This is a genomic window from Variovorax sp. JS1663 (assembly GCF_002157355.1).
Taxonomy (GTDB): domain Bacteria; phylum Pseudomonadota; class Gammaproteobacteria; order Burkholderiales; family Burkholderiaceae_C; genus Variovorax.
In genome coordinates, this window is record NZ_LYMK01000005.1 from 75,417 (window position 1) to 93,874 (window position 18,458).

Genomic DNA, 18,458 nt, shown 5'->3' on the forward strand with positions numbered 1-18,458 from the left:
AAAGCCAGCAAACGCAACCTCAGCGCGCAGCCGCGTAGGCCGGCGGATCAGCGACAAACCCCTGCTTGACCTGGCGCGTCACCGCATCAGCCAGCACCTCAGGCGCGCCCTGCTCCACCGCCGCCAGCGTCTGGCGGGCCACGTCGTCCGGCGAGGTCTTGTCGCCGGGCACGTGGCTGGCCATGTCGGTATCCATGTAGGCCACGTGAACGCTGACGACCTGCGTGCCCTGCGCGCCGAGCTCGTTGCGCAGGCCGTTGCTCAGCGACCAGGCAGCCGACTTCGACGTGCAGTAGGTCGCCACGCTGGGGAAGCTGATCCAGCTGAGCACTGACAGCACATTGACGATGGCGCCGCCGCCGTTCTTCGCCAGCACCGGTGCGAAGGCGCGGCTCAGGATCCAGGGGCCGAAGAAGTTGGTTTCCAGCTCGGCCCGCGCCGCCTCCAGCGCATCGGGCGCCAGCAGGCCCGAGCCACGCGAGATGCCGGCGTTGTTGATGAGCAGGGTGACGTCGCCGCAGGCCTGCGCGGCCGCCGCGGCCTGCGCGGGCTGCGTGACGTCCAGCGCGACCGGGACCACGCCCTCGAGCGTGATCGACTTCGGGTCGCGCGCGGCGGCGTAGACCTTCTTCGCGCCGGCGGCGAGCGCGGCCTTCGCATAGGCCAGGCCGAGGCCGCGGTTGGCGCCGGTGATGAAAACGACAGCGTCCTTGATCTGCATGGCAAGACTCCGGGGTTGAGGTGGGGGAAAGAATCGAATCAGGAGGAAGGCTCGAGCCGCCGCAGCAGGCCGCTGGTACTGCGTGGCCAGCCCACGCGCCCGAACCAGGCACCGCCCGCGATGGCGCCTGCGATGAGGACGCCATAGGCCACCAGCGCCAACGCCTGCACCGCGAACACGTGCGCCAGGGCGCCGCCCCACCGCAGCGCCAGCCAGCCGCCCAGCGCCGCGACCGCCAGGCGCGCCAGGTTGCCGAGCACGGGCCACAGCAGCCGCCCGGCGCCCTGCGAGGCGAAGTACAGGATCAGCCCGACGCCGAAGAAGCCATAGAACGGCCCGACCGTGCGCAGGTACTGCGTGCCCGCCTCCAGCATCGCGGCGTCGTGGCCGAAGATCTGCAGCCAGGCCCGCGGGAACAGGGCGGCCACGAGCCCGACCAGTTCGGCCATCGTGAAGGCGATGGCCGCGCCGATCCAGGTGGCACGCAGGGCACGCTCGCGCTGGCCCGCCCCCATGCAGGTGCCCACCATGGCCAGCAGCGGCGCGCCGAAGCCGAAGACCAGCGGCACCAGCAAGTATTCGAGACGCGCGCCGGTGCCGTAGCCGGCGATCGCGCCGGCGCCGAACTGGCCCGCCTGCGCGGTCCCGACGCCGATGCACAGATTGGTGCAGACCGTTGCGATGGCGGAGATCAGCCCCACGCGCAGGATGTCTCGGAACAGCGGCCAATGCAGCCGCACGCCGGTGAAGCGCAGCTTCGCGACGCTGTGCTTCGAGCGCAGGTACGCCACCAACACCAGCGTCCCGACCAGGTAGTACAGCAGCAGCGCGATCGCGCCGCCCGCAATGCCGAGTGCGGGCATCGGCCCCCACCCGAAGATCAGCAGCGGCGAGACCGGCAGCAGGAAGAACACGCCGCCCACCGTGACGCGCGCGGGAACCGCCATGTTGCCGGTGCCGCGGATCGCGGCCGCCAGGGCGTTGAACACCCAGACCAGCACCGCGCCAGCGAACACCCAGTGCGAATAGCTCAGCGCGGCCGCCAGCGAGGCGCCTTCGCCGCCCATGCGCGCATAGAGCCAGGCCCCGCCGGGCAGCAGCACGGCGCTGAAGGCCAGGCCGAAAGCCACCGCCACCACGATCGCGTGCAGCACCAGCGCATCGGCGTCTTCGCGCCGCCGTGCGCCCAGCGCCCGCGCGATCGCCGAGGCGATGCCGCCGCCCATCGCGCCGGCGGAACTCATCTGCATCAGCATCACGATGGGGAACACCAGCGCCATGCCGGCCAGCGCGTCGGTGCCGAGCTTGCCGACGAAGTAGGTCTCGATCAGGCCCACCGAGGCCTGCGCCACCATCACCAGCACGTTGGGAAAGGCCAGGCGCAGCAGCGTCGGGGCGATCGGCGCCTCCAGCAGGAGGCGGGTGCGCGGATCGAGCGCGGTCATGAGTCGATCAGGCCGCGGCCTTCGCTGCGCGCGCCGGCAGGTGCGCCTCGCGGATCGGCAGGTTGATCAGCGCGGCCCCGGCGGCCAGCACGATGTCGATGTACCAGACCCAGTCGTAGCTGCCGGTGGCCTCGAAGATGGTGCCGCCCAGGTAGGCGCCGAGGAAGCCGCCGACCTGGTGCGCCAGCATCACGATGCCGAACAGCATCGCCATGTTGGCCGGGCCGAACATCTTGGCCACCAGGCCCGCGGTGGGCGGCACGGTGGACAGGAAGGTCACGCCCATCACGGCGGCGAAGATCAGCATCACCGCGGTGGTCTTGGGCGCAAACAGGAAGATCAGCACCGCGAGGCCGCGCGTCGCGTACAGCAGCGCGAGCAGCGACTTCATGCGCCAGCGGCCGACGGCCCAGCCCATCGCCAGGCTGCCGACGATGTTGAACAGGCCGATGATGGCCAGCGACCAGCCGCCCACTTCCGGCGGCAGGCCGCAGGCGGCGATCACGCCCGGCAGGTGGGTGGCGAGGAAGGCCACGTGGAAGCCGCAGACGAAGAAGCCCACGCTCAGCAGCCGGTAGCTCGGCTGTGCCAGCGCCTGGCCGACCGCCTCGCGTGCGCTGAGCCGCTTCGCGCCCGAGGCGGCTGCAAGCGCATTGGAGTTGCCCTTCAACACGAAGACGGCAGGCAGGGCCAGCAGGATCAGGAAGCCCAGAATCTGCATCGAATTGGCCCAGCCGTAAGCCGCGGTGAGGCCGATCGCGATCGGCGCCATCGCGAACTGGCCGAAGGAGCCGCCTGCGTTCACGATGCCGGTGGCCAGCCCGCGCTGCGCCGGTGACACCAGGCGCGCCACTGCGCCCATCAGCACCGAGGGGCCGGCCATGCCGGCACCGCCGGCGGCCAGCACGCCGATCGCGAAGATCAGGCCGGCAGTGCTGGTCATGTAGGGCGTGATGATGGTACCCAGCGCCACCAGCAGCACCCCGATGAAGACCACGCGGCCGGTGCCGATGCGGTCGGCCACCGCGCCGGCGAAGGGCTGGGTCAGCCCCCACCAGAGCTGGCCGAAGGCGAAGGCCAGGCTGATGCTGGCCACCCCCAGACCGGTGGAGGTATTCACCGCCGACAGGAACAGGCCCATGGTCTGGCGCACGCCCATCGTGAGGGCGAAGGTGCCGGCAGTGGCCAGCAGGACCAGCCACAGCGCATGGCGCAGGGCCGGGTGGGCCGCACTCGCGGCGGGCGTTGGCTTCGAATCACTCATCGTTGCTGTCCTCTTCCTGGAATCCGGCGCGCTGCAGCAGCGCGATGCTGTCGTCGACCAATTGATGCAGGGCCAGCACGCGCTCCACGCCCAGCATGGCGTTGAGCTCCATCTGCGCGTTGCGCCACAGGCGCTGGGCCTCGGCGCGCTTGGCGCGGCCGGCTTCGGTGATGGCGATCAGCCGACTGCGCGCGTCCGGGCCTTCGCCCTGCGTGAGCCACCCTGCCGCCAGCATGGGCTTGAGGTTGCGGGTGAGCGTGGAAGCGTCCACGTTCATCGCCTGTGCCAGGTCCACCGGCCGCAGCGGACCGAGGCTCTGCACGTGCGACAGGAGCGAGTACTGCGTGGTCTTCAGCCCCGCCGCGGCAACGTGCGCGTCGTAGTGGCGAGAGACCATGCGGTTCAGCCGGCGCAGGCGGAAGTTGGTGCAGCCCTGCGGCTTTGCGATAGCATCCATGGCCGACGATTGTAGCTGCAATCGTTGCATATGCAACCAAAATTGGAGAGCACCCTTGACGCAGAACACCGTCCTGGATGGCTGGATCGCCGAAGAGCGCGACGTCATCACCCGCCTGGAAGCCGGCCCCGGGCCCGGCGTGGCAACGCCCGAGCAGATCGAAGGCAAGACCGGCCTGGAGATGATGCAGGCCATGCTGCGCGGCGAGATCCCCTATGCCGCGATCGCGAAGACGCTGGACTTCACCCTCCTCTCGGTCGCACCGGGCGCGGCCGTGTTCCAGGGCACGCCGCTGCTCCAGCACCTGAATCCGCTGGGCACCGTCCATGGCGGCTGGGTCGCCACCCTGCTCGACTCGTCGCTGGGCTGCTCGGTCCACACCATGATGCCGCCCGGCCGCGCCTACACCACGGCGGAGCTGAGCGTGAACTACGTGAAGGCCGTGCTGCCCAAGGTGCAGCGCGTGCGCGCCGAGGGCAAGGTGATCCACTGCGGGCGCCAGCTCGCGACCGCGGAGGCGCGGCTGGTCGGGCCGGACGGCACGCTGTACGCGCATGCCACGACCACCTGTCTGGTGTTCGAGGCCAGGCGCTGAGGGCCCTCAGGCCGCCAGCCTGAGGATCTCCAGCACGTCGGCCGGCCCGGCGATGCGGCGCGCATTGCCGTGGATGAAGAGCTCGCGCATGCTGGTGCGGGCGATCATCTCGAACTGATCTTCGCCGACACCGACATCGCGCAGCGTCGCCGGCAGGCCGAGCGTCTTCACGAGTTCGGCGAAGGCATCGGCCGCCGCCATCTCCGGCCGACCCAGCGCCTGCGCGAGGTTTCGCTGGCGCGATGCCGTCGCCGGCTCGGACCAGCGCAGGATGGCCGGCATCATCACCGGCGTGCAGTAGTAGTGCGGCACGCCGCAGCTGCCGCCCAGCACGTGGCCGATGGCATGGCTGGGGCCCATCATCACACCGCCCTGCGGGCCCCGGCTGGACAGGCCGAAGGAACAGAGCCAGCTCGCGACCTGGCAGTCCGCACGGGCCGCGAGGCTGTCCGGCTGGGCCCTCCACGCAGGCAGCGCACGCGCCATGCGGGCTATGCCGTCGAGTACCACCGCATCGGCCATCGGCGTGGGCGTGGTCGACAGCAGCGCCTCGATCGCATGGTCCAGCGCGCGGGTGGCCGAGCCCTGCCACAACGACTCGGGCGTGTGCAGCGTGAGCGCAGGGTCGAGCACGATGGTGCGCGGCATCATCAGCGGATGGAAGAAGGTCTGCTTGAGCCGGCGCCGCTCGTCGGTCACCAGGCAGCCGCCGTTGAACTCGCCGCCGTTGAGCGTGCTGGGCACCGCGATCATGCGCACGACCGGGCCGTCGAACTTCGGGCGCACCGGCTTGCCATCGTCGCCCAGCTTGACCTCGAAGCGATCCAGCGCCTCGAGGTGCTCGTCGGTCATGCCGTGGCGCATGCACAGCGTCAGCATCTTCGAGGCATCGATCACCGAGCCGCCTCCCACGGCCACCACCAGGTCGGCCTCGGCTGCCAGCGCCGCGGCGGTGGCGCGCGCGACGCCGGTGCGCGTGGTGTGTTGCGGAATGCCGTCGAAGGTGGCGGCGTGCCGCTCGCCGAGTGCGGCCTCGATGGCGCGGATGACGCCGGTCTGCATGCGCAGCGTGCGGCTGGCGACGACGAAGACGCGCCGCGCGCCCAGCCGCGCCGCCTCGGCCGTGATCACGCCGGCGGCCGCCTGGCCGAACACGACGCGTTCAATGGAAGCAAAGTTGTGGGCGCCGATGGCGACGGGCTGATCCATGGTCTGTCTCCTGCGGTTTTCACTGCATTTGTTTTGCAGTGCGGTTCATAATTCTGCAATTGTGCGAAGCGCCGCATCGGCTTTCCAGGCGGGATGCGCTGTGTCAAGCCATGTCGATACCGCTGTGCAGAACAGGACCCAGGCCATGAAGAAAACCACGCCCGATACCGATACCGATGCCGACGCCCTCGACGAAGGCCGCGAGGACCGCCATTTCGTCACCGCCCTCGCCCGCGGCCTGGACGTGCTGCGCTGCTTCAAGTCCGGCGAGGAACGGCTGGGCAACCAGGAACTGGCCGAGCGCTGCAAGCTGCCCAAATCGACCGTCACCCGCCTGACCTACACGCTCACCCGCCTGGGCTATCTGCACCACGTGGAGGAGTCGGGCCGCTACCGGCTGGGCATGGCGACGCTGATGCTGGGCGGCACCACGCTGGGCAGGCTGGACGTCAAGGAAGTCAGCCGTCCGCTGATGCAGCAGCTGGCGATCGACACCGGCACGCAGATCTCGCTGGGCCTTCGCGACGAGATGTCGATGCTCTACATCGAGATCTGCCGCGGCCATTCGATCGTGACGCTGCGGCTGGACATCGGCGCGCGCATTCCGATGGCCACGACCGCGATGGGCCGGGCCTACCTGGCGGCCGCGCCGGAGAACGTCCGCCAGGCGCTGGAGGAACGCATCCAGGCGCTGGACCCGGCCGCCTGGCCGCGCGTCGAGAAAGGGATCCGCCAGGCCTGCGCGGACTACGCGGAGAGCGGCTGCGTCGGCTCCTTCGGCGAATGGCAGAAGGAGATCCATGGTATCGCGGTGCCCTTCATGCCGGGCGGCGGTCTGCCGCTGATGGTAATCAACGCGGCCGGGCCGTCACAGAGCCTGTCGAAGGAAACGCTGCTCGACCAGGTGCGCCCGAAGCTGATCGCGACGGTGCGCGAGATCGAGCAGGCGCTCGGCGCGCGGCGCTAGGCTGCAAGATCGTCAAACCCAGTTCCCGATCGCCAGTTTGTCGACGCCGCGAAACTCTCGCTCGTTGTTGGTGACCAGCACCCAGCCTTCAGCGCAGGCGTGAGCAGCGATCCAGAGGTCGTTGTGCCGATAGGCTGACCTTTTCGTTCGAGGGTGCGGCGGATCTGACCGCAGTGCTGGCCCGCCGCATCGGTCAGCGGCGCGACCTGGATGACCTTTTGCAGTTGCCGCAGCGCGGCCAGGGCCTTCGAGCGGGCCTGGCTCTTTTCGGCACCGTACTGCAGCTCGCCCAGGGTGATGACCGACATCGCCAGAGCGTCAGCACTCAGTTGCTCGAAGCGCTCACGACTGGCCTGCGTCAGGGCCCAGCGTCCCGAGCCCGTTCGCAACGCTCCCAGGCTGCAGAGTTGAACGGCGCCAGTCGCTACTTCTCCCGCACGAACCCGATCGCGTCCAGCAGCTCCTTCTCGCGCTTCGTAGACTCGGCGGCGAACTGCTGGTAGCCCTCAGAGCTCATGTAGACCGGCTCCATGTAGTACTGCGCCAGCGCATTGCGGAAGCCCGGCTGCTCCATCGCCTGCTTGAAGGCATCGTGCAGCTTGCGCACCACCGGCGCGGGCGTGTTCTTCGGCACCGCCAGGCCCCATGCGGCCGAAGGCGGCGGGATGTCGATGCCCACCTCCTTCAGCGTGGGCACGTCCGGGAAGCGGCTCATCCGCTTCTCGCCGAAGGTGACCAGCAGGCGCAGCTTGCCGCTTTCCACGTACGGCCCCCAGCCCGAGGTCTCGGCCGCCGACATCACGTGCGAGCCCACCACCGCCTGCAGCGACTCGGAGGTGCCCTTGTAGGGCACGTGGCTGAGCTGGATGTTCTTGCGGCGCGCCACCTGCTCCATCGCCAGGTGCTGCGCGAGGTAGGCGCCGGGCGTCGCGTAGGTCAGCTCGCCGGGATGCGCCTTCGCGTAGGCCACGTAGTCGTCCATCGTCTTGATGGGCGAAGCGGCCGGCACCACGATGCCGTAGACGAAGGAGGTCAGGCCGATCACGTAGCGCAGGTCGGTGGCCGGGTTCCAGTTGATGGTGCCGGTGTAAGGCAGGCGGAACAGGTTGGCCGGGATCACGCCCACCGTGTAGCCGTCGGCCTGCGCGGCCTGCAGCAATTGCGCCGGCATCAGGCCGGCGGCGCCGGGCTTGTTCTCGATCACCACCGGCTGCTTGAGGATCTTCGAGACGTCTTCCGCCAGCACGCGCATCGGCGAATCGGTGGAGCCGCCCGGCGGGAAGCCGAGCATGATCTTGATGGGCCTGGCCGGAAAGCCGGCCGCCGCGTCCTGTGCCCAGGCCGGGGCGGTGGCGGCGCCGAGCGCGCAGAGCGCCGCGGCCATCACGAATCGCCTTGTCGTCTTCATGTCTTGTCTCCTGTGGATGGAGGCCCTGCCGTCTACTTGCGGCTCAGCCCGAGGGTGTCGAGGATGTCCTTCTCTTTTTTCATCGACGCGAGCGCGAAGCGCTGGTACTGCGCCGGGTCGCGGTAGTCGGGCTCCATGTCGAAGCGCGCCAGCGCCGCCTTGAAGGCCGGCAGCTCCATCGCCTGCTTGAAGGCGTCGTGCAGGCGGGCCTGGATCTTCGGATGCGTGCCCTTGGGCGCGACCAGGCCCCAAGGCGAGGTCTGGACGATGTCGATGCCCAGTTCCTTCAGCGTCGGCACATCCGGGAAGCGCGCCATGCGCTTGTCGCTCCACACCGCAAGCAGCCGCAGCTTGCCGCTCTCCACGTGGGGCACGAAGGCCGATGTCTCGGCGGCCGACTGCACATGGCCGGCCAGCAGGGCCTGCAACGATTCCGCCGAACCCTTGTAGGGCACGTGGTTGAGCTTCACTCCCGCCGCGCGCGAGAACTGCTCCATGGTGAGGTGGTTGGTGGTGCCGACGCCCGGGCTGCTGTAGGTGAGCATGTCCGGGTTCGCCTTCGCGTAGGCGATGTAGTCGGCCATGCTGCGGATCGGCGAGGAGGCCGGCACCACGGTGCCGAAGGCGTAGCCGCTCAGCCCGATCACATAACTGAGATCGGAGGCCGGGTTCCACTTGATGTCGGTCGTGTAAGGCAGGCGGTACACGCCGGCCGGCGCGATGGCGAGGGTGTAGCCGTCGTGCGGTGCGGCCTGCAGCATCTGCGTAGGGATCACGCCGGCCGCGCCGGGCTTGTTCTCGATCACCACCGGCTGCCCCAGGATCTTCGCGGCCGCCTCGGCCAGCACGCGCATCGGCGCATCGGTAGAGCCGCCGGGCGCGAAGCCGATCATCACGCGGATCGGGCGAGTGGGGTACGCGGCCGGATCCTCCTGCGCCCGGGCCACGCGCAGGCCTGCCAGGTGCGCGAGGGCGAGCGCGCCCCCCGTGCGCATGAGCTCACGTCTGTTCATGAAAAACTCCGAAGGGTTGCTAGGCGCTCGCGCGCACGATCTCTTCCTCGACCTCGCGCAGGCGATCCTTGCCGAAGAAGAGTTCCTTGCCGACGAAGAAGCTCGGCGAGCCGAAGGCGCCGCGCTCGTGGGCGGACTGCGTGTTGGCCATCAGCACGCTCTTGACCTCCGGGTCCTGCGTGCCTTCGTAGAGCCGCCGGCCCTCGAGCCCGGCCTCGTCGAGGGTGCGCACGATGGTCTCGGGCTCCTCCATGTTGCGGCCCTCCTCCCACATCGCCACGTTGACCACCTCGACGTAGCGCTCGAAGCAGCCCTGCTTCTGCGCCGCGACCGCACCGCGCATGATCTGCAGCGTGTTGACCGGCCAGTGCGGATTGGCGCGGTAGCGCTCGAGGCCATGCTTCGCCACGAAGCGCTCGATCTCCAGGCGGTCGTAGGCGCGCTTGTTGGGGATGCCCGCGAAGGCCTCCGCCGGCGAGCGGTTGCCGGTGAGCTTGAAGAGCCCCCCCAACAGGATCGGCACGTACTCGAAGCGCACGCCGGTGCGCGCCTCGATCGCCGGGATCACGCGGTGGCACATGTAGGCATTGGGGCTGCCGAAGTCGAACAGGAACTGCACGGGGACGGACGTGGCCATGGCGCGCATTCCTTCAGAAGGTTTCCATCCAGGGGCGCAGCTCCGTCTCGTGCGTCCAGGCGTTGCGCGGCTGCATGTGGATCTGCCAGTAGGCGTCGGCGATGCTGTCGGGCTGCAGGATGCCGTCCTGCTCCTTCAGCGCATAGCGCTCGGGGAAGGTGGTGCGGATGAACTCGGTGTCGATGGCGCCGTCGATCACCGGATGCGCCACGTGGATGCCCTTGGGCCACAGCTCACGCGCCATGCTCTGCGCCAGTGCGCGCAGCGCATGCTTGGCGCCGGCGAAGGCAGCGTAGCCGTCACGACCGCGCAGGCTGGCGGTGGCGCCGGTGAAGATGATGGTGCCGCGCCCGCGCGGAAGCATCACCTTGGCGGTCTCGCGGCCCATGAGGAAGCCGCCGAAGCAGGCCATCTCCCACACCTTGTGATAGACGCGCGCCGTGGTCTCGGTGATGCCGAAGCGCACGTTGGCGCCGATGTTGAACACCGCCACCTCGATCGGCGCGATCTCGCGCTCGATCTGCTCCACCAGCGCGACCATGTCCTCTTCCTTGCGCGCATCGCTGCCGAAGCCGTGCGCCTGGCCGCCCTCGGCCTTGATCTGGTCGACCAGCGGCTGCAGCTTGTCGGCCTGGCGCCGCGTCACGCAGGCGATGTAGCCCTCGCGGGCGAAGCGGCGTGCGATGGCGCCGCCGGTGGCGTCGCCCGCGCCGATGACGAGGATGGCTTTCTTGTCGCTCATGTCAGCTGTCTCCTGGGGATGGAATTGGTGGAATGAATGGTGCTCTCAGGCCGCGATCTGCGCCAGGGCGCCGCGGTACTCGCGCGCCATGCGCGCGACCAGCTCGGCCGTGGGCAGCACTTCGTCGATGTTGCCCACGCCCTGCCCCGCGCCCCAGACATCCTTCCAGGGCTTGACGCGGGTGGTGGCGAAGTTCATCGAGGACTTGTCGGCGGTGGGCAGGTTGGCCGGGTCCAGCCCGGCGTTGGCGATGCTGCGGGTCAGGTAGTTGCCGTGCACGCCGGTGAAGAGCGGGGTGTAGGTCACCTCGCTGGCGGCGCTGTCGACGATCATCTGCTTGTAGGCTTCCTGCGCATTGGCCTCCGGCGTGGCGATGAAGCGCGTGCCGACGTAGGCCAGGTCCGCGCCCAGGGCCAGTGCCGCGGCCACGTGCGCGCCCGAGGTGATGGAGCCCGACAGCGCGATCGGCCCGTCGAAGAAGCGCCGCACCTCGGACACCAGCGCGAAAGGGCTCATCGTGCCGGCATGACCACCGGCCCCCGCGCACACCAGGATCAGGCCGTCCACGCCGGCGTCCAGCGCCTTCTGCGCATGCTTGACGTTGGTCACGTCGTGGAACACCAGGCCGCCGTAGGCATGCACCGGCCTGACGTAGTCGGTGGGCGCAGAGAGGCTGGTGATGATGATCGGCACGCGGTGCTTCACGCACAGGTCCATGTCGTGGTCCAGCCGGTCGTTGGACGAATGGATGATCTGGTTCACCGCGAAAGGCGCGATGCGGCGCGCGGGCTCGGCCTCCTGGGCCTGGTCGAGCGTGGTGGTGATCCGCGTCAGCCATTCGTCCAGCAGTTCCTTGGGCCGCGCGTTGAGCGCCGGGAAGGAACCCACCACGCCGGCGAGGCATTGGGCCAGCACCAGGTCGGGGTTGGAGATGATGAACAGCGGCGAGCCGATCAGCGGCAGCGTGAGCCTGTCTTTCAGGAGCGCGGGGAGTGCCATGCAGAAGTCCTTGCAGCGAGCGAGTCAGTGGGAGGAAAGCGCGTCGCCTTGCTGCGCAAGGGTCTTCAGCACGCTCTTGAGAATCTTGCCGGTGGGTGCGGAAGGCAGCTGAGCGAGGAAGCGGATCTCGCTCGGCACTTTGTAGGGCGACAGCCGCGCGCGCAGGAAGGGCCGCATCGTCTCGTCATCCAGCGTCGAACCCGACACCCGCTCGACGAAGGCCACCACCTCTTCGTTGTGGCCGACGCTGCGCCCCACCACCGCGGACTGCACCACCTCGGGATGGCTGTTGAGCACCTGCTCGACCTCCACCGGGTAGACGTTGAAGCCCGAGCGGATGATCAGTTCCTTGCTGCGGCCCACGATGTGCAGCGCGCCGTCCGCGTCGCGGCGCGCCATGTCGCCGGTGTTGAACCAGCCCTCGGCGTTCACCGCCTCGCGAGTCAGCGCCTCGTTGCGGTAGTAGCCCTTCATGAGGTTCGGTCCGCGCACCCAGAGCTCGCCGATCTCGCCGGCGGCCAGGTCCACGCCGGTGGGCGCATCCACGATGCGCGTCTGCACGCCCGGCAGCGCGAAGCCGACCGTGCAGTCGGCGCGCGGCGCCTCGATGCGCGTCTGGGCCACGGTAGGCGCGGTCTCGGTCAGGCCGTAGCCGTTGTGCAGCGGCATCCCGAGCGCGGCCTCGACGCCGGCCTTCAGCGCGGGCGTGAGCGGCGAGCCGACCACGCACACGAAACGCAGGGCCGGCGCCTCGACCGGGCGACCGTTCTCGCGCGCCCAGTCCAGCAGCTTGGCGAACATGGCAGGCACGCCGGTGAAGGCGGTCACGCCCTGCTGCGACAGCGCCTGCGCCAGGCCCGCGGGCGTGTAGCGCGGCTCCAGCACCAGGCCGGCGCCGCTGGCGATGCAGCCCAGGAACTGCGTCGACAGGCCGACGACGTGGGCCATGGGCAGCACGCCGTAGATCAGGTCGCCAGGGCCCAGGCCGCGGATCTCGTGCGCGCTGCGCGCCGCGAACATCAGGTTGGCATGGGTGAGCATCACGCCCTTGGGCGCGCCGGAGGTGCCCGAGGTGTAGATCATCGCGGCGACCTGGTCCTGCGCCGCGGGCGCGCAGGCCTCCGGCTGCGCCTGCCCGGCCAGCGGGCCGACCCACAGCGGCCCCAGGCCTGCCCAGTCCAGCGCCTCGGCGCCGAGACGCCGTGCATGCTTCTCCGCATCGGCCGAGACATGGCAGGTGAAGATCACGCGGCGGGCGCCCGAGTGGGCGATGAAGGTGTCGACCTCGCGCTCGGACAGGCGCGCGTTGACCACGATCGACCAGGCATCCAGCATGCTTGACGCCAGCACGAGCGCACAGGCGGCGGCGCAGTTCTCGCCCACCACCAGCACCCGGTCGCCGGGGCGGACCTGCAGTTCCGCCAGTTGGCGCGCCGCCGCGCGGGCCGCCGCCTCCAGGCCGGCATAGCTGAGCGCCACATGGGCATCCCGCACCGCGGGCGCGTCGGGACGGTCCCGGACCCATCGGTCCAGCAGGTGATGGATGCGCGAAGGCGAAGCGGGGGCGTTGGCAGAAAGGCTCGTCATGTCTCCGTCCTGAGGGGGTTGCGACGCTTGCAGCTTTTGCAGAATCTTATTCCGCAGGGCAGTTCGTGAGCATCCAATTTGCTGCCAGTTCGACCTTCAGTACTGCACAGCAGAACAGTCCGCGTGAGGCTCCACCGGCATCCCCTGCGACCGAGTTGGACTTTCCTCCTGGCGTCCATCAGCGCCCTAAGGAAATGCGCAGCCGCGACAGGCCAGCAGTGATAATGATTCGTATCAGCGCCTCGGCGCGGACGTACCAACGACACACACCCCGGAGGACCCATGACCACTTTCCCGCACGCTCTCGCCACCCGCACCTTGGCCTGCCTCGCCCTCGCCGGCGGCCTGGCCGCCCCGGCCTTCGCCAACGAGGTCACCGTCTACACGACGCGTGAAGCCGGCCTGATCCAGCCGCTGTTGACCGCCTTCAGCAACCAGAGCGGCGTCAAGGTGAACACGGTGTTCGTGAAGGACGGGCTGCTGGAACGCGTCAAGGCCGAGGGCGCCCGCTCCCCCGCCGACGTGCTGATGACGGTGGACATCGGCAACCTGATCGACCTGGTCGAGGGCGGCGTCACCCAGCCGGTCAAGTCCGCGGCGCTCGAATCGGCCGTGCCCGCCAACCTGCGCGGCGCGGACGGCCAGTGGTTCTCGCTGTCGATGCGCGCCCGCGTGCTCTACGCCGACAAGAGCCTGCCGGTCAGCAGCTTCCGCTACGAAGACCTCGCGAACCCCAAGTACAAGGGCAAGGTCTGCATCCGTTCCGGCCAACATCCCTACAACACCGCGCTGGTCGCCTCGCTGATCGCGCATGACGGCGAGGCCAAGGCCGAGCAGTGGCTGCGCGGCGTCAAGGCCAACCTGGCGCGCAAGGCCTCCGGTGGCGACCGCGACGTGGCGCGCGACATCCTGGGCGGCATCTGCGACATCGGCCTGGCCAACTCCTACTACGTCGGCCAGATGAAGAGCGCCAAGGAAGGCAGCGACGCGCGCAAGTGGGGCGAGGCCATCAAGGTGATCCGCCCGACCTTCGCCAACTCGAAGAGCGGCGGCACGCACGTCAACGTCAGCGGCGCCGCGGTCGCGAAGAACGCACCGCAGCGCGCCAACGCGGTCAAGCTGCTCGAGTTCCTGGTCTCCGAGCCGGCCCAGGCTTTCTATGCCGAGACCAACTTCGAGTACCCCGTGCGCAAGGGCGTGGCGCTGGACTCCATCACCTCGGCCAGCATCGGCGAGCTGAAGGTCGACCCGCTGCCGATCGCCGAGATCGCCAAGTACCGCAAGCAGGCCAGCGCGCTGGTGGACAAGGTCGGCTTCGACCAATAAGCGGGTGAACCCGTTGAGGCCGGTCGGACCGCTCTGGCGGACCGCCTCGGTCGCCATTGCCCTCGGCGTGCTCGCGCCGGTGCTCAGCCTCGGCTGGCTGGCCTTCGGCGCCGACTTCTCGCACTGGACGCATCTGGCTCGGCACGTGCTGCCGCAGGCCGCGCTCAACACGGCGATCCTGTTGCTCGGCGTGGGCGTGCTGGTGCTGGTGATCGGCACCGGCTGCGCCTGGCTGGTCACCACCTGCGACTTCCCCGGCCGGCGCGTGCTGCACTGGGCCCTGCTGCTGCCGCTGGCCATGCCCACCTACATCGTGGCCTTCGCCTACCTCGACCTGCTCCATCCCATCGGCCCGGTTCAGGGCGCGATCCGCTGGGCGCTGGGCTTCGACAGCCCGCGGCAGTTCCGCCTGCCGGATCTGCGCTCGATGCCGGGCGCCATTCTGGTGCTCGGCTTCGTGCTGTACCCCTATGTCTACATGACGGCGCGCGCCATGTTCATGACCCAGCCGGCTCATCTGATGGAGGCGGCCCGCACCCTTGGCGAGAACGCGCGCGGCGCCTTCTTCCGCGTCGCCCTGCCGCTGGCACGGCCGGCGCTGGCGGTGGGCCTGAGTCTGGCCCTGCTGGAAGCGCTCAACGACATCGGCGCCTCCGAGTTCCTCGGCATCCAGACGCTGACCGTGGCCGTCTACACCACCTGGATCACGCGCTCCGACCTGGCGGGCGCGGCGCAGATCGCCTGCGCCATGCTGCTGGTCGTGGTCGCGCTGGTACTGCTGGAGCGCCATGGCCGTCGCCACCAGCGCTACGGCTCGGCGCAACGCATGCGCGGCGTCGAACCGCGGCGGCTGCACGGCCCCGCCGCCTGGCTCGCCTGCATCGCGGCCGCGCTGCCGGTGCTGATCGGCTTCGCCGCGCCGGCGCTCTACCTGGTGTGGGAAACGGTCAAGCGGCTGCGCCTGGGCAGCGGCATTTCCGACGGCCTGCTCGCGAGCCTGGGCAACACGCTGGCGCTGGCTGCCGGCGTGACGGCGGCCACCGTCGCCGCCGGCCTGGTGGTGGCCTGGGCGGTGCGCAGCCAGGGCTCGGGCATCAACCGCGCCCGCTGGCAGGCGCGCGCCGCCACGCTCGGCTACGCGCTGCCCGGCACCGTGCTGGCCATCGGGCTGCTGACGCCCGCGCTGGGCATCGACGCCATGCTGGCGACGCTGCTCGGCCGCGAGGGCCTGCCGCTGATGAGCGCCGGCATCGTGCTGGTGATCGCCTGCGCGATCCGCTTCCTGGCCATGCCCGTGGGCGGCATCGAGGCCGGACTGGCGCGCATCCCGCCCGCGCTCGAGCAGGCCTCGCGCCTGCTGGGCGAGAGCGCCGCCGGCACCCTGCGCCGCGTGCACCTGCCCCTCCTGCGCCCGGCCATCGCGGCCGGCGCCCTGCTGGTCTTCGTCGATGCGATGAAGGAACTGCCCGCCACCCTGCTGCTGCGCCCCGCCAACTTCGACACGCTCGCGACCTGGCTCTATGCCGAGGCCGCGCGCGGCACCTACGAGGAAGGCGCGATCGCCGCGCTGGCGATCGTGGCCGCCGGCCTGCTGCCGGTGATGCTGCTGGCGCGCAACGGGCTCGGCGCGCATCTTGAGGGAACGGGATCATGAGCGCCGCCCTGCGACTCGACGAGGTGCGCCTCGCCTACGAAGGCGCGCGCGGCCTGCACACCGTGGTCGACGGCTTCTCGCTCACGCTGGACGCGGGCCGCATCGGATGCCTGCTCGGCCCCTCCGGCTGCGGCAAGACCACGGTGCTGCGCGCCATCGCCGGCTTCGAGCCGGTGCGCGCGGGCAGCGTGCGCCTTGGCGATCGGCTGCTGTCCTCCAGCACCTTGCACCTGCCGCCGGAAGAGCGCCGGGTCGGCATGATGTTCCAGGAATACGCGCTGTTCCCGCACCTGACAGCGGCGCAGAACGTAGGCTTCGGCCTGCGCAAACTGGCACATGGGGCCCGGCAGGCGCGCGTGGCCGAGATGCTCGCGCTGGTCGGCCTGGGCGATGCCGGCGGACGTTATCCGCACGAGCTTTCCGGCGGCCAGCAGCAGCGCATCGCGCTGGCCCGCGCGCTGGCGCCCTCGCCCGCCCTGCTGCTGCTCGACGAACCTTTCTCCAACCTCGATGCCGCGACGCGCGAGCGGCTCACCGTCGAGGTGCGGGAGATCCTCAAGGCGGCGGGCCAGACCGCGGTGCTGGTCACGCACAACGAGGCCGAGGCGCAGACCATGGCTGACCACGTCGGCCTGATGCACAACGGGCGGCTCACGCGCTGGACCGCCTAGCACAGCGCGCGTTTTTGGCGATGAGCTTTTTTAGATAAGGTTTTCGAGCCTCGGAAGAATCGCGCTTCCCGACCACTCCCCGGAAGAAGGAAGCCCCGATGACCCGCCCCCTCACCCTCGTCAGCCACCTGCTGTGCCCCTACGTGCAGCGCGCCGCGATCGCGCTGCGCGAGAAGGATGTCGCCTTCGAGCGCATCGTGATCGACCTGGCGAACAAGCCCGCCTGGTTTCTCGATATCTCGCCCCTCGGCAAGGTGCCGCTGCTGCGCGTGCCGCGGCCCGGCGGCGGCGAGACCATCCTGTTCGAGAGCAACGTGATCTGCGAGTACATCGAGGAGACCCAGCCCGGCCCGCGCCTGCATCCGGAGGATCCGCTGCAGCGCGCCGAGCACCGCGCCTGGATGGAGTTCGGCTCCGCCGTCCTCGTCGACCTGTGGGGCTACGAGACCACGCGCGATGCCGAGGTCTTCGAGCAGAAACGCCAGGCCCTGGCCGCCAAGTTCGAGCGCGTGGAAGCGGCGCTGGGCGACGGCCCCTTCTTCGCCGGCGAGCGCTTCAGCCTGGTCGACGCGGTGTTCGCGCCCGTGTTCCGCTACTTCGAGCTCTTCGACGAACTGCACGACTCGCGCGTGTTCGACCGCACGCCCAAGGTGCGCGCCTGGCGGCAGGCGCTGCGCGAGCGGCCCAGCGTGCGCGAGGCGGTGGTGCCCGAGTACCGGCAGCATCTGCGCGCCTTCCTGGAAAAGCACGAAGCCCATCTGCTGACGCTTGCCCGCGACTGAGCCGACAATCGGTGCCCTCGACAACCCAAGACACCACGAGATGCGACTCCTCCACACCATGCTGCGCGTCGGCGACATGCAGCGCTCCATCGACTTCTATACGAAGGTGCTGGGCATGCAGCTGCTGCGCCGCTCCGAGAACACCGAGTACAAGTACAGCCTGGCCTTCGTCGGCTACGAGGGCAACCCGGCGCAGGCCGAGATCGAGCTGACCTACAACTGGGGCACCGACAGCTACGAGCTCGGCACCGCCTACGGCCACATCGCCCTGGGCGTGCCCGATGCCTACGCGGCCTGCGAGAAGATCAAGGCGGCGGGCGGCAACGTCACGCGCGAGGCCGGCCCGGTGAAGGGCGGCACCACCGTGATCGCCTTCGTGACGGACCCCGACGGCTACAAGATCGAATTAATACAAACAAAATCAACAACTTACGAATATGGACGCCAATCGGACGCCAAAAACACCGATCCGCTGCGCAGCGCGTAGCAGATGAGCAACAAAAGCCCGCACAAGCGGGCTTTTGTTTATCCGGTGACGGCATGCAGCCATGGCGACCAACTTCCGCTCCATCGGCTTGGTGGCCTCCATCCCGCCTGGTCGCCCCCCCCCCCGCGGGGTTACCACCTGTTTCGGTAATTCGTATTGCGACTTACTATACGGACCTAAGGAGGCCTCGATGGAGCGAGCCACGAAGTCGGTGTCAATCAGCTTCCGGGTGTCGCCACTGGTGAAGCGCTGCCTCGAAGAAGCAGCAGCGCGCGAACAGCGGTCGCAGACCAATATGTTGGAGAAGCTGGTACTCGACTACTGTCGCACTTACTCGCTCGCCTGCCTCGCCAAAGAACCTATATGCAACGACGTGCCCAGGGAGAAAAAGCATGGTCATACAGTCACAAAGGGATAGGCCAACAAGAGCAGACGGAGGATGGGGCCGGTTCTAATGACGCCCCCGTCGAAGCTATCCATTACCCGGCGCATCC

Annotated in this window: 19 protein-coding genes; 7 read left to right on the plus strand and 12 right to left on the minus strand. The window is 69.2% G+C overall.

The window, feature by feature from the left end; genetic code table 11:
• Positions 1 to 19 precede the first annotated feature (19 nt).
• The 4 genes from A8M77_RS06505 to A8M77_RS06520 are packed head-to-tail and all read right to left on the minus strand — an operon-like array spanning position 20 to position 3,887.
• A complete protein-coding gene (locus tag A8M77_RS06505) occupies positions 20 to 721 on the minus strand; it encodes an SDR family oxidoreductase (RefSeq protein ID WP_086920743.1) in 702 nt (233 codons plus the stop codon).
• 38 nt (positions 722 to 759) lie between these two features.
• Positions 760 to 2,166 (minus strand): MATE family efflux transporter, encoded by a 1,407-nt coding sequence (locus tag A8M77_RS06510; protein WP_086920744.1) that lies wholly within the window; start codon positions 2,164 to 2,166, stop codon positions 760 to 762.
• A gap of 7 nt (positions 2,167 to 2,173) precedes the next feature.
• Positions 2,174 to 3,430 (minus strand): MFS transporter, encoded by a 1,257-nt coding sequence (locus tag A8M77_RS06515; protein ID WP_086920745.1) that lies wholly within the window; start codon positions 3,428 to 3,430, stop codon positions 2,174 to 2,176.
• The gene (locus tag A8M77_RS06520; protein WP_086920746.1) at positions 3,423 to 3,887 is read right to left on the minus strand and encodes a MarR family winged helix-turn-helix transcriptional regulator; all 465 of its coding nucleotides are present in this window, start codon (positions 3,885 to 3,887) and stop codon (positions 3,423 to 3,425) included. The genes A8M77_RS06515 and A8M77_RS06520 overlap by 8 nt, the downstream gene beginning before the upstream one ends.
• Before the next feature lie 55 nt (positions 3,888 to 3,942).
• Here A8M77_RS06520 and A8M77_RS06525 point away from each other — a divergent pair, with 55 nt between their 5' ends.
• Positions 3,943 to 4,482, plus strand: a complete 540-nt coding sequence (locus A8M77_RS06525; protein WP_086920747.1) for a PaaI family thioesterase — start codon at positions 3,943 to 3,945, stop codon at positions 4,480 to 4,482.
• Positions 4,483 to 4,488: 6 nt separating this feature from the next.
• On the opposite strand, the gene A8M77_RS06530 is transcribed toward A8M77_RS06525, so the two are convergent.
• Positions 4,489 to 5,691 (minus strand): iron-containing alcohol dehydrogenase, encoded by a 1,203-nt coding sequence (locus A8M77_RS06530; protein WP_086920748.1) that lies wholly within the window; start codon positions 5,689 to 5,691, stop codon positions 4,489 to 4,491.
• A gap of 145 nt (positions 5,692 to 5,836) precedes the next feature.
• Between A8M77_RS06530 and A8M77_RS06535 the strand changes: the two genes are divergently transcribed.
• A complete protein-coding gene (locus A8M77_RS06535; RefSeq protein WP_086920749.1) occupies positions 5,837 to 6,658 on the plus strand; it encodes an IclR family transcriptional regulator in 822 nt (273 codons plus the stop codon).
• Here A8M77_RS06535 and A8M77_RS06540 read toward each other — a convergent pair.
• From A8M77_RS06540 to A8M77_RS06570, 7 genes are read right to left on the minus strand one after another with little or no spacing between them, the layout of a single operon-like run.
• Positions 6,655 to 7,047, minus strand: a complete 393-nt coding sequence (locus A8M77_RS06540) for a PIN domain-containing protein (RefSeq protein ID WP_337590008.1) — start codon at positions 7,045 to 7,047, stop codon at positions 6,655 to 6,657. The genes A8M77_RS06535 and A8M77_RS06540 overlap by 4 nt on opposite strands.
• A 35-nt stretch (positions 7,048 to 7,082) precedes the next feature.
• Positions 7,083 to 8,066: a tripartite tricarboxylate transporter substrate binding protein gene (locus A8M77_RS06545; RefSeq protein ID WP_086920750.1), complete on the minus strand. Its 984-nt coding sequence runs from the start codon at positions 8,064 to 8,066 to the stop codon at positions 7,083 to 7,085.
• A gap of 32 nt (positions 8,067 to 8,098) precedes the next feature.
• Positions 8,099 to 9,079, minus strand: a complete 981-nt coding sequence (locus tag A8M77_RS06550; protein ID WP_086920751.1) for a tripartite tricarboxylate transporter substrate binding protein — start codon at positions 9,077 to 9,079, stop codon at positions 8,099 to 8,101.
• 19 nt (positions 9,080 to 9,098) lie between these two features.
• Positions 9,099 to 9,716: a 2-hydroxychromene-2-carboxylate isomerase gene (locus A8M77_RS06555; RefSeq protein ID WP_086920846.1), complete on the minus strand. Its 618-nt coding sequence runs from the start codon at positions 9,714 to 9,716 to the stop codon at positions 9,099 to 9,101.
• 13 nt (positions 9,717 to 9,729) lie between these two features.
• Complete coding sequence (locus A8M77_RS06560) at positions 9,730 to 10,458, minus strand: SDR family oxidoreductase (protein WP_086920752.1); 729 nt, start codon at positions 10,456 to 10,458, stop codon at positions 9,730 to 9,732.
• Positions 10,459 to 10,503: 45 nt separating this feature from the next.
• Entirely contained in the window at positions 10,504 to 11,457 is a 954-nt protein-coding gene (locus tag A8M77_RS06565) for an NAD(P)H-dependent flavin oxidoreductase (protein ID WP_086920753.1), read from the minus strand.
• Between the two features lie 24 nt (positions 11,458 to 11,481).
• The gene (locus tag A8M77_RS06570) at positions 11,482 to 13,044 is read right to left on the minus strand and encodes a class I adenylate-forming enzyme family protein (RefSeq protein ID WP_192871556.1); all 1,563 of its coding nucleotides are present in this window, start codon (positions 13,042 to 13,044) and stop codon (positions 11,482 to 11,484) included.
• A gap of 282 nt (positions 13,045 to 13,326) precedes the next feature.
• Here A8M77_RS06570 and A8M77_RS06575 point away from each other — a divergent pair, with 282 nt between their 5' ends.
• The 5 genes from A8M77_RS06575 to gloA all read left to right on the plus strand — a co-directional run bounded on the left by A8M77_RS06575 (position 13,327) and on the right by gloA (position 17,964).
• On the plus strand, positions 13,327 to 14,370 hold the full coding sequence (locus A8M77_RS06575; RefSeq protein ID WP_086920755.1) for a Fe(3+) ABC transporter substrate-binding protein: 1,044 nt from the start codon (positions 13,327 to 13,329) through the stop codon (positions 14,368 to 14,370).
• A 4-nt stretch (positions 14,371 to 14,374) separates the two neighbouring features.
• A complete protein-coding gene (locus A8M77_RS06580) occupies positions 14,375 to 16,024 on the plus strand; it encodes an ABC transporter permease (protein ID WP_086920756.1) in 1,650 nt (549 codons plus the stop codon).
• Positions 16,021 to 16,695, plus strand: a complete 675-nt coding sequence (locus A8M77_RS06585; protein WP_086920757.1) for an ABC transporter ATP-binding protein — start codon at positions 16,021 to 16,023, stop codon at positions 16,693 to 16,695. The genes A8M77_RS06580 and A8M77_RS06585 overlap by 4 nt, the downstream gene beginning before the upstream one ends.
• Positions 16,696 to 16,793: 98 nt before the next feature.
• The gene (locus A8M77_RS06590; protein ID WP_086920758.1) at positions 16,794 to 17,477 is read left to right on the plus strand and encodes a glutathione S-transferase family protein; all 684 of its coding nucleotides are present in this window, start codon (positions 16,794 to 16,796) and stop codon (positions 17,475 to 17,477) included.
• A 40-nt stretch (positions 17,478 to 17,517) separates the two neighbouring features.
• Positions 17,518 to 17,964, plus strand: coding sequence for a lactoylglutathione lyase (gloA, locus tag A8M77_RS06595; RefSeq protein ID WP_086920759.1), 447 nt, complete (start codon positions 17,518 to 17,520; stop codon positions 17,962 to 17,964).
• Positions 17,965 to 18,458 lie beyond the last annotated feature (494 nt).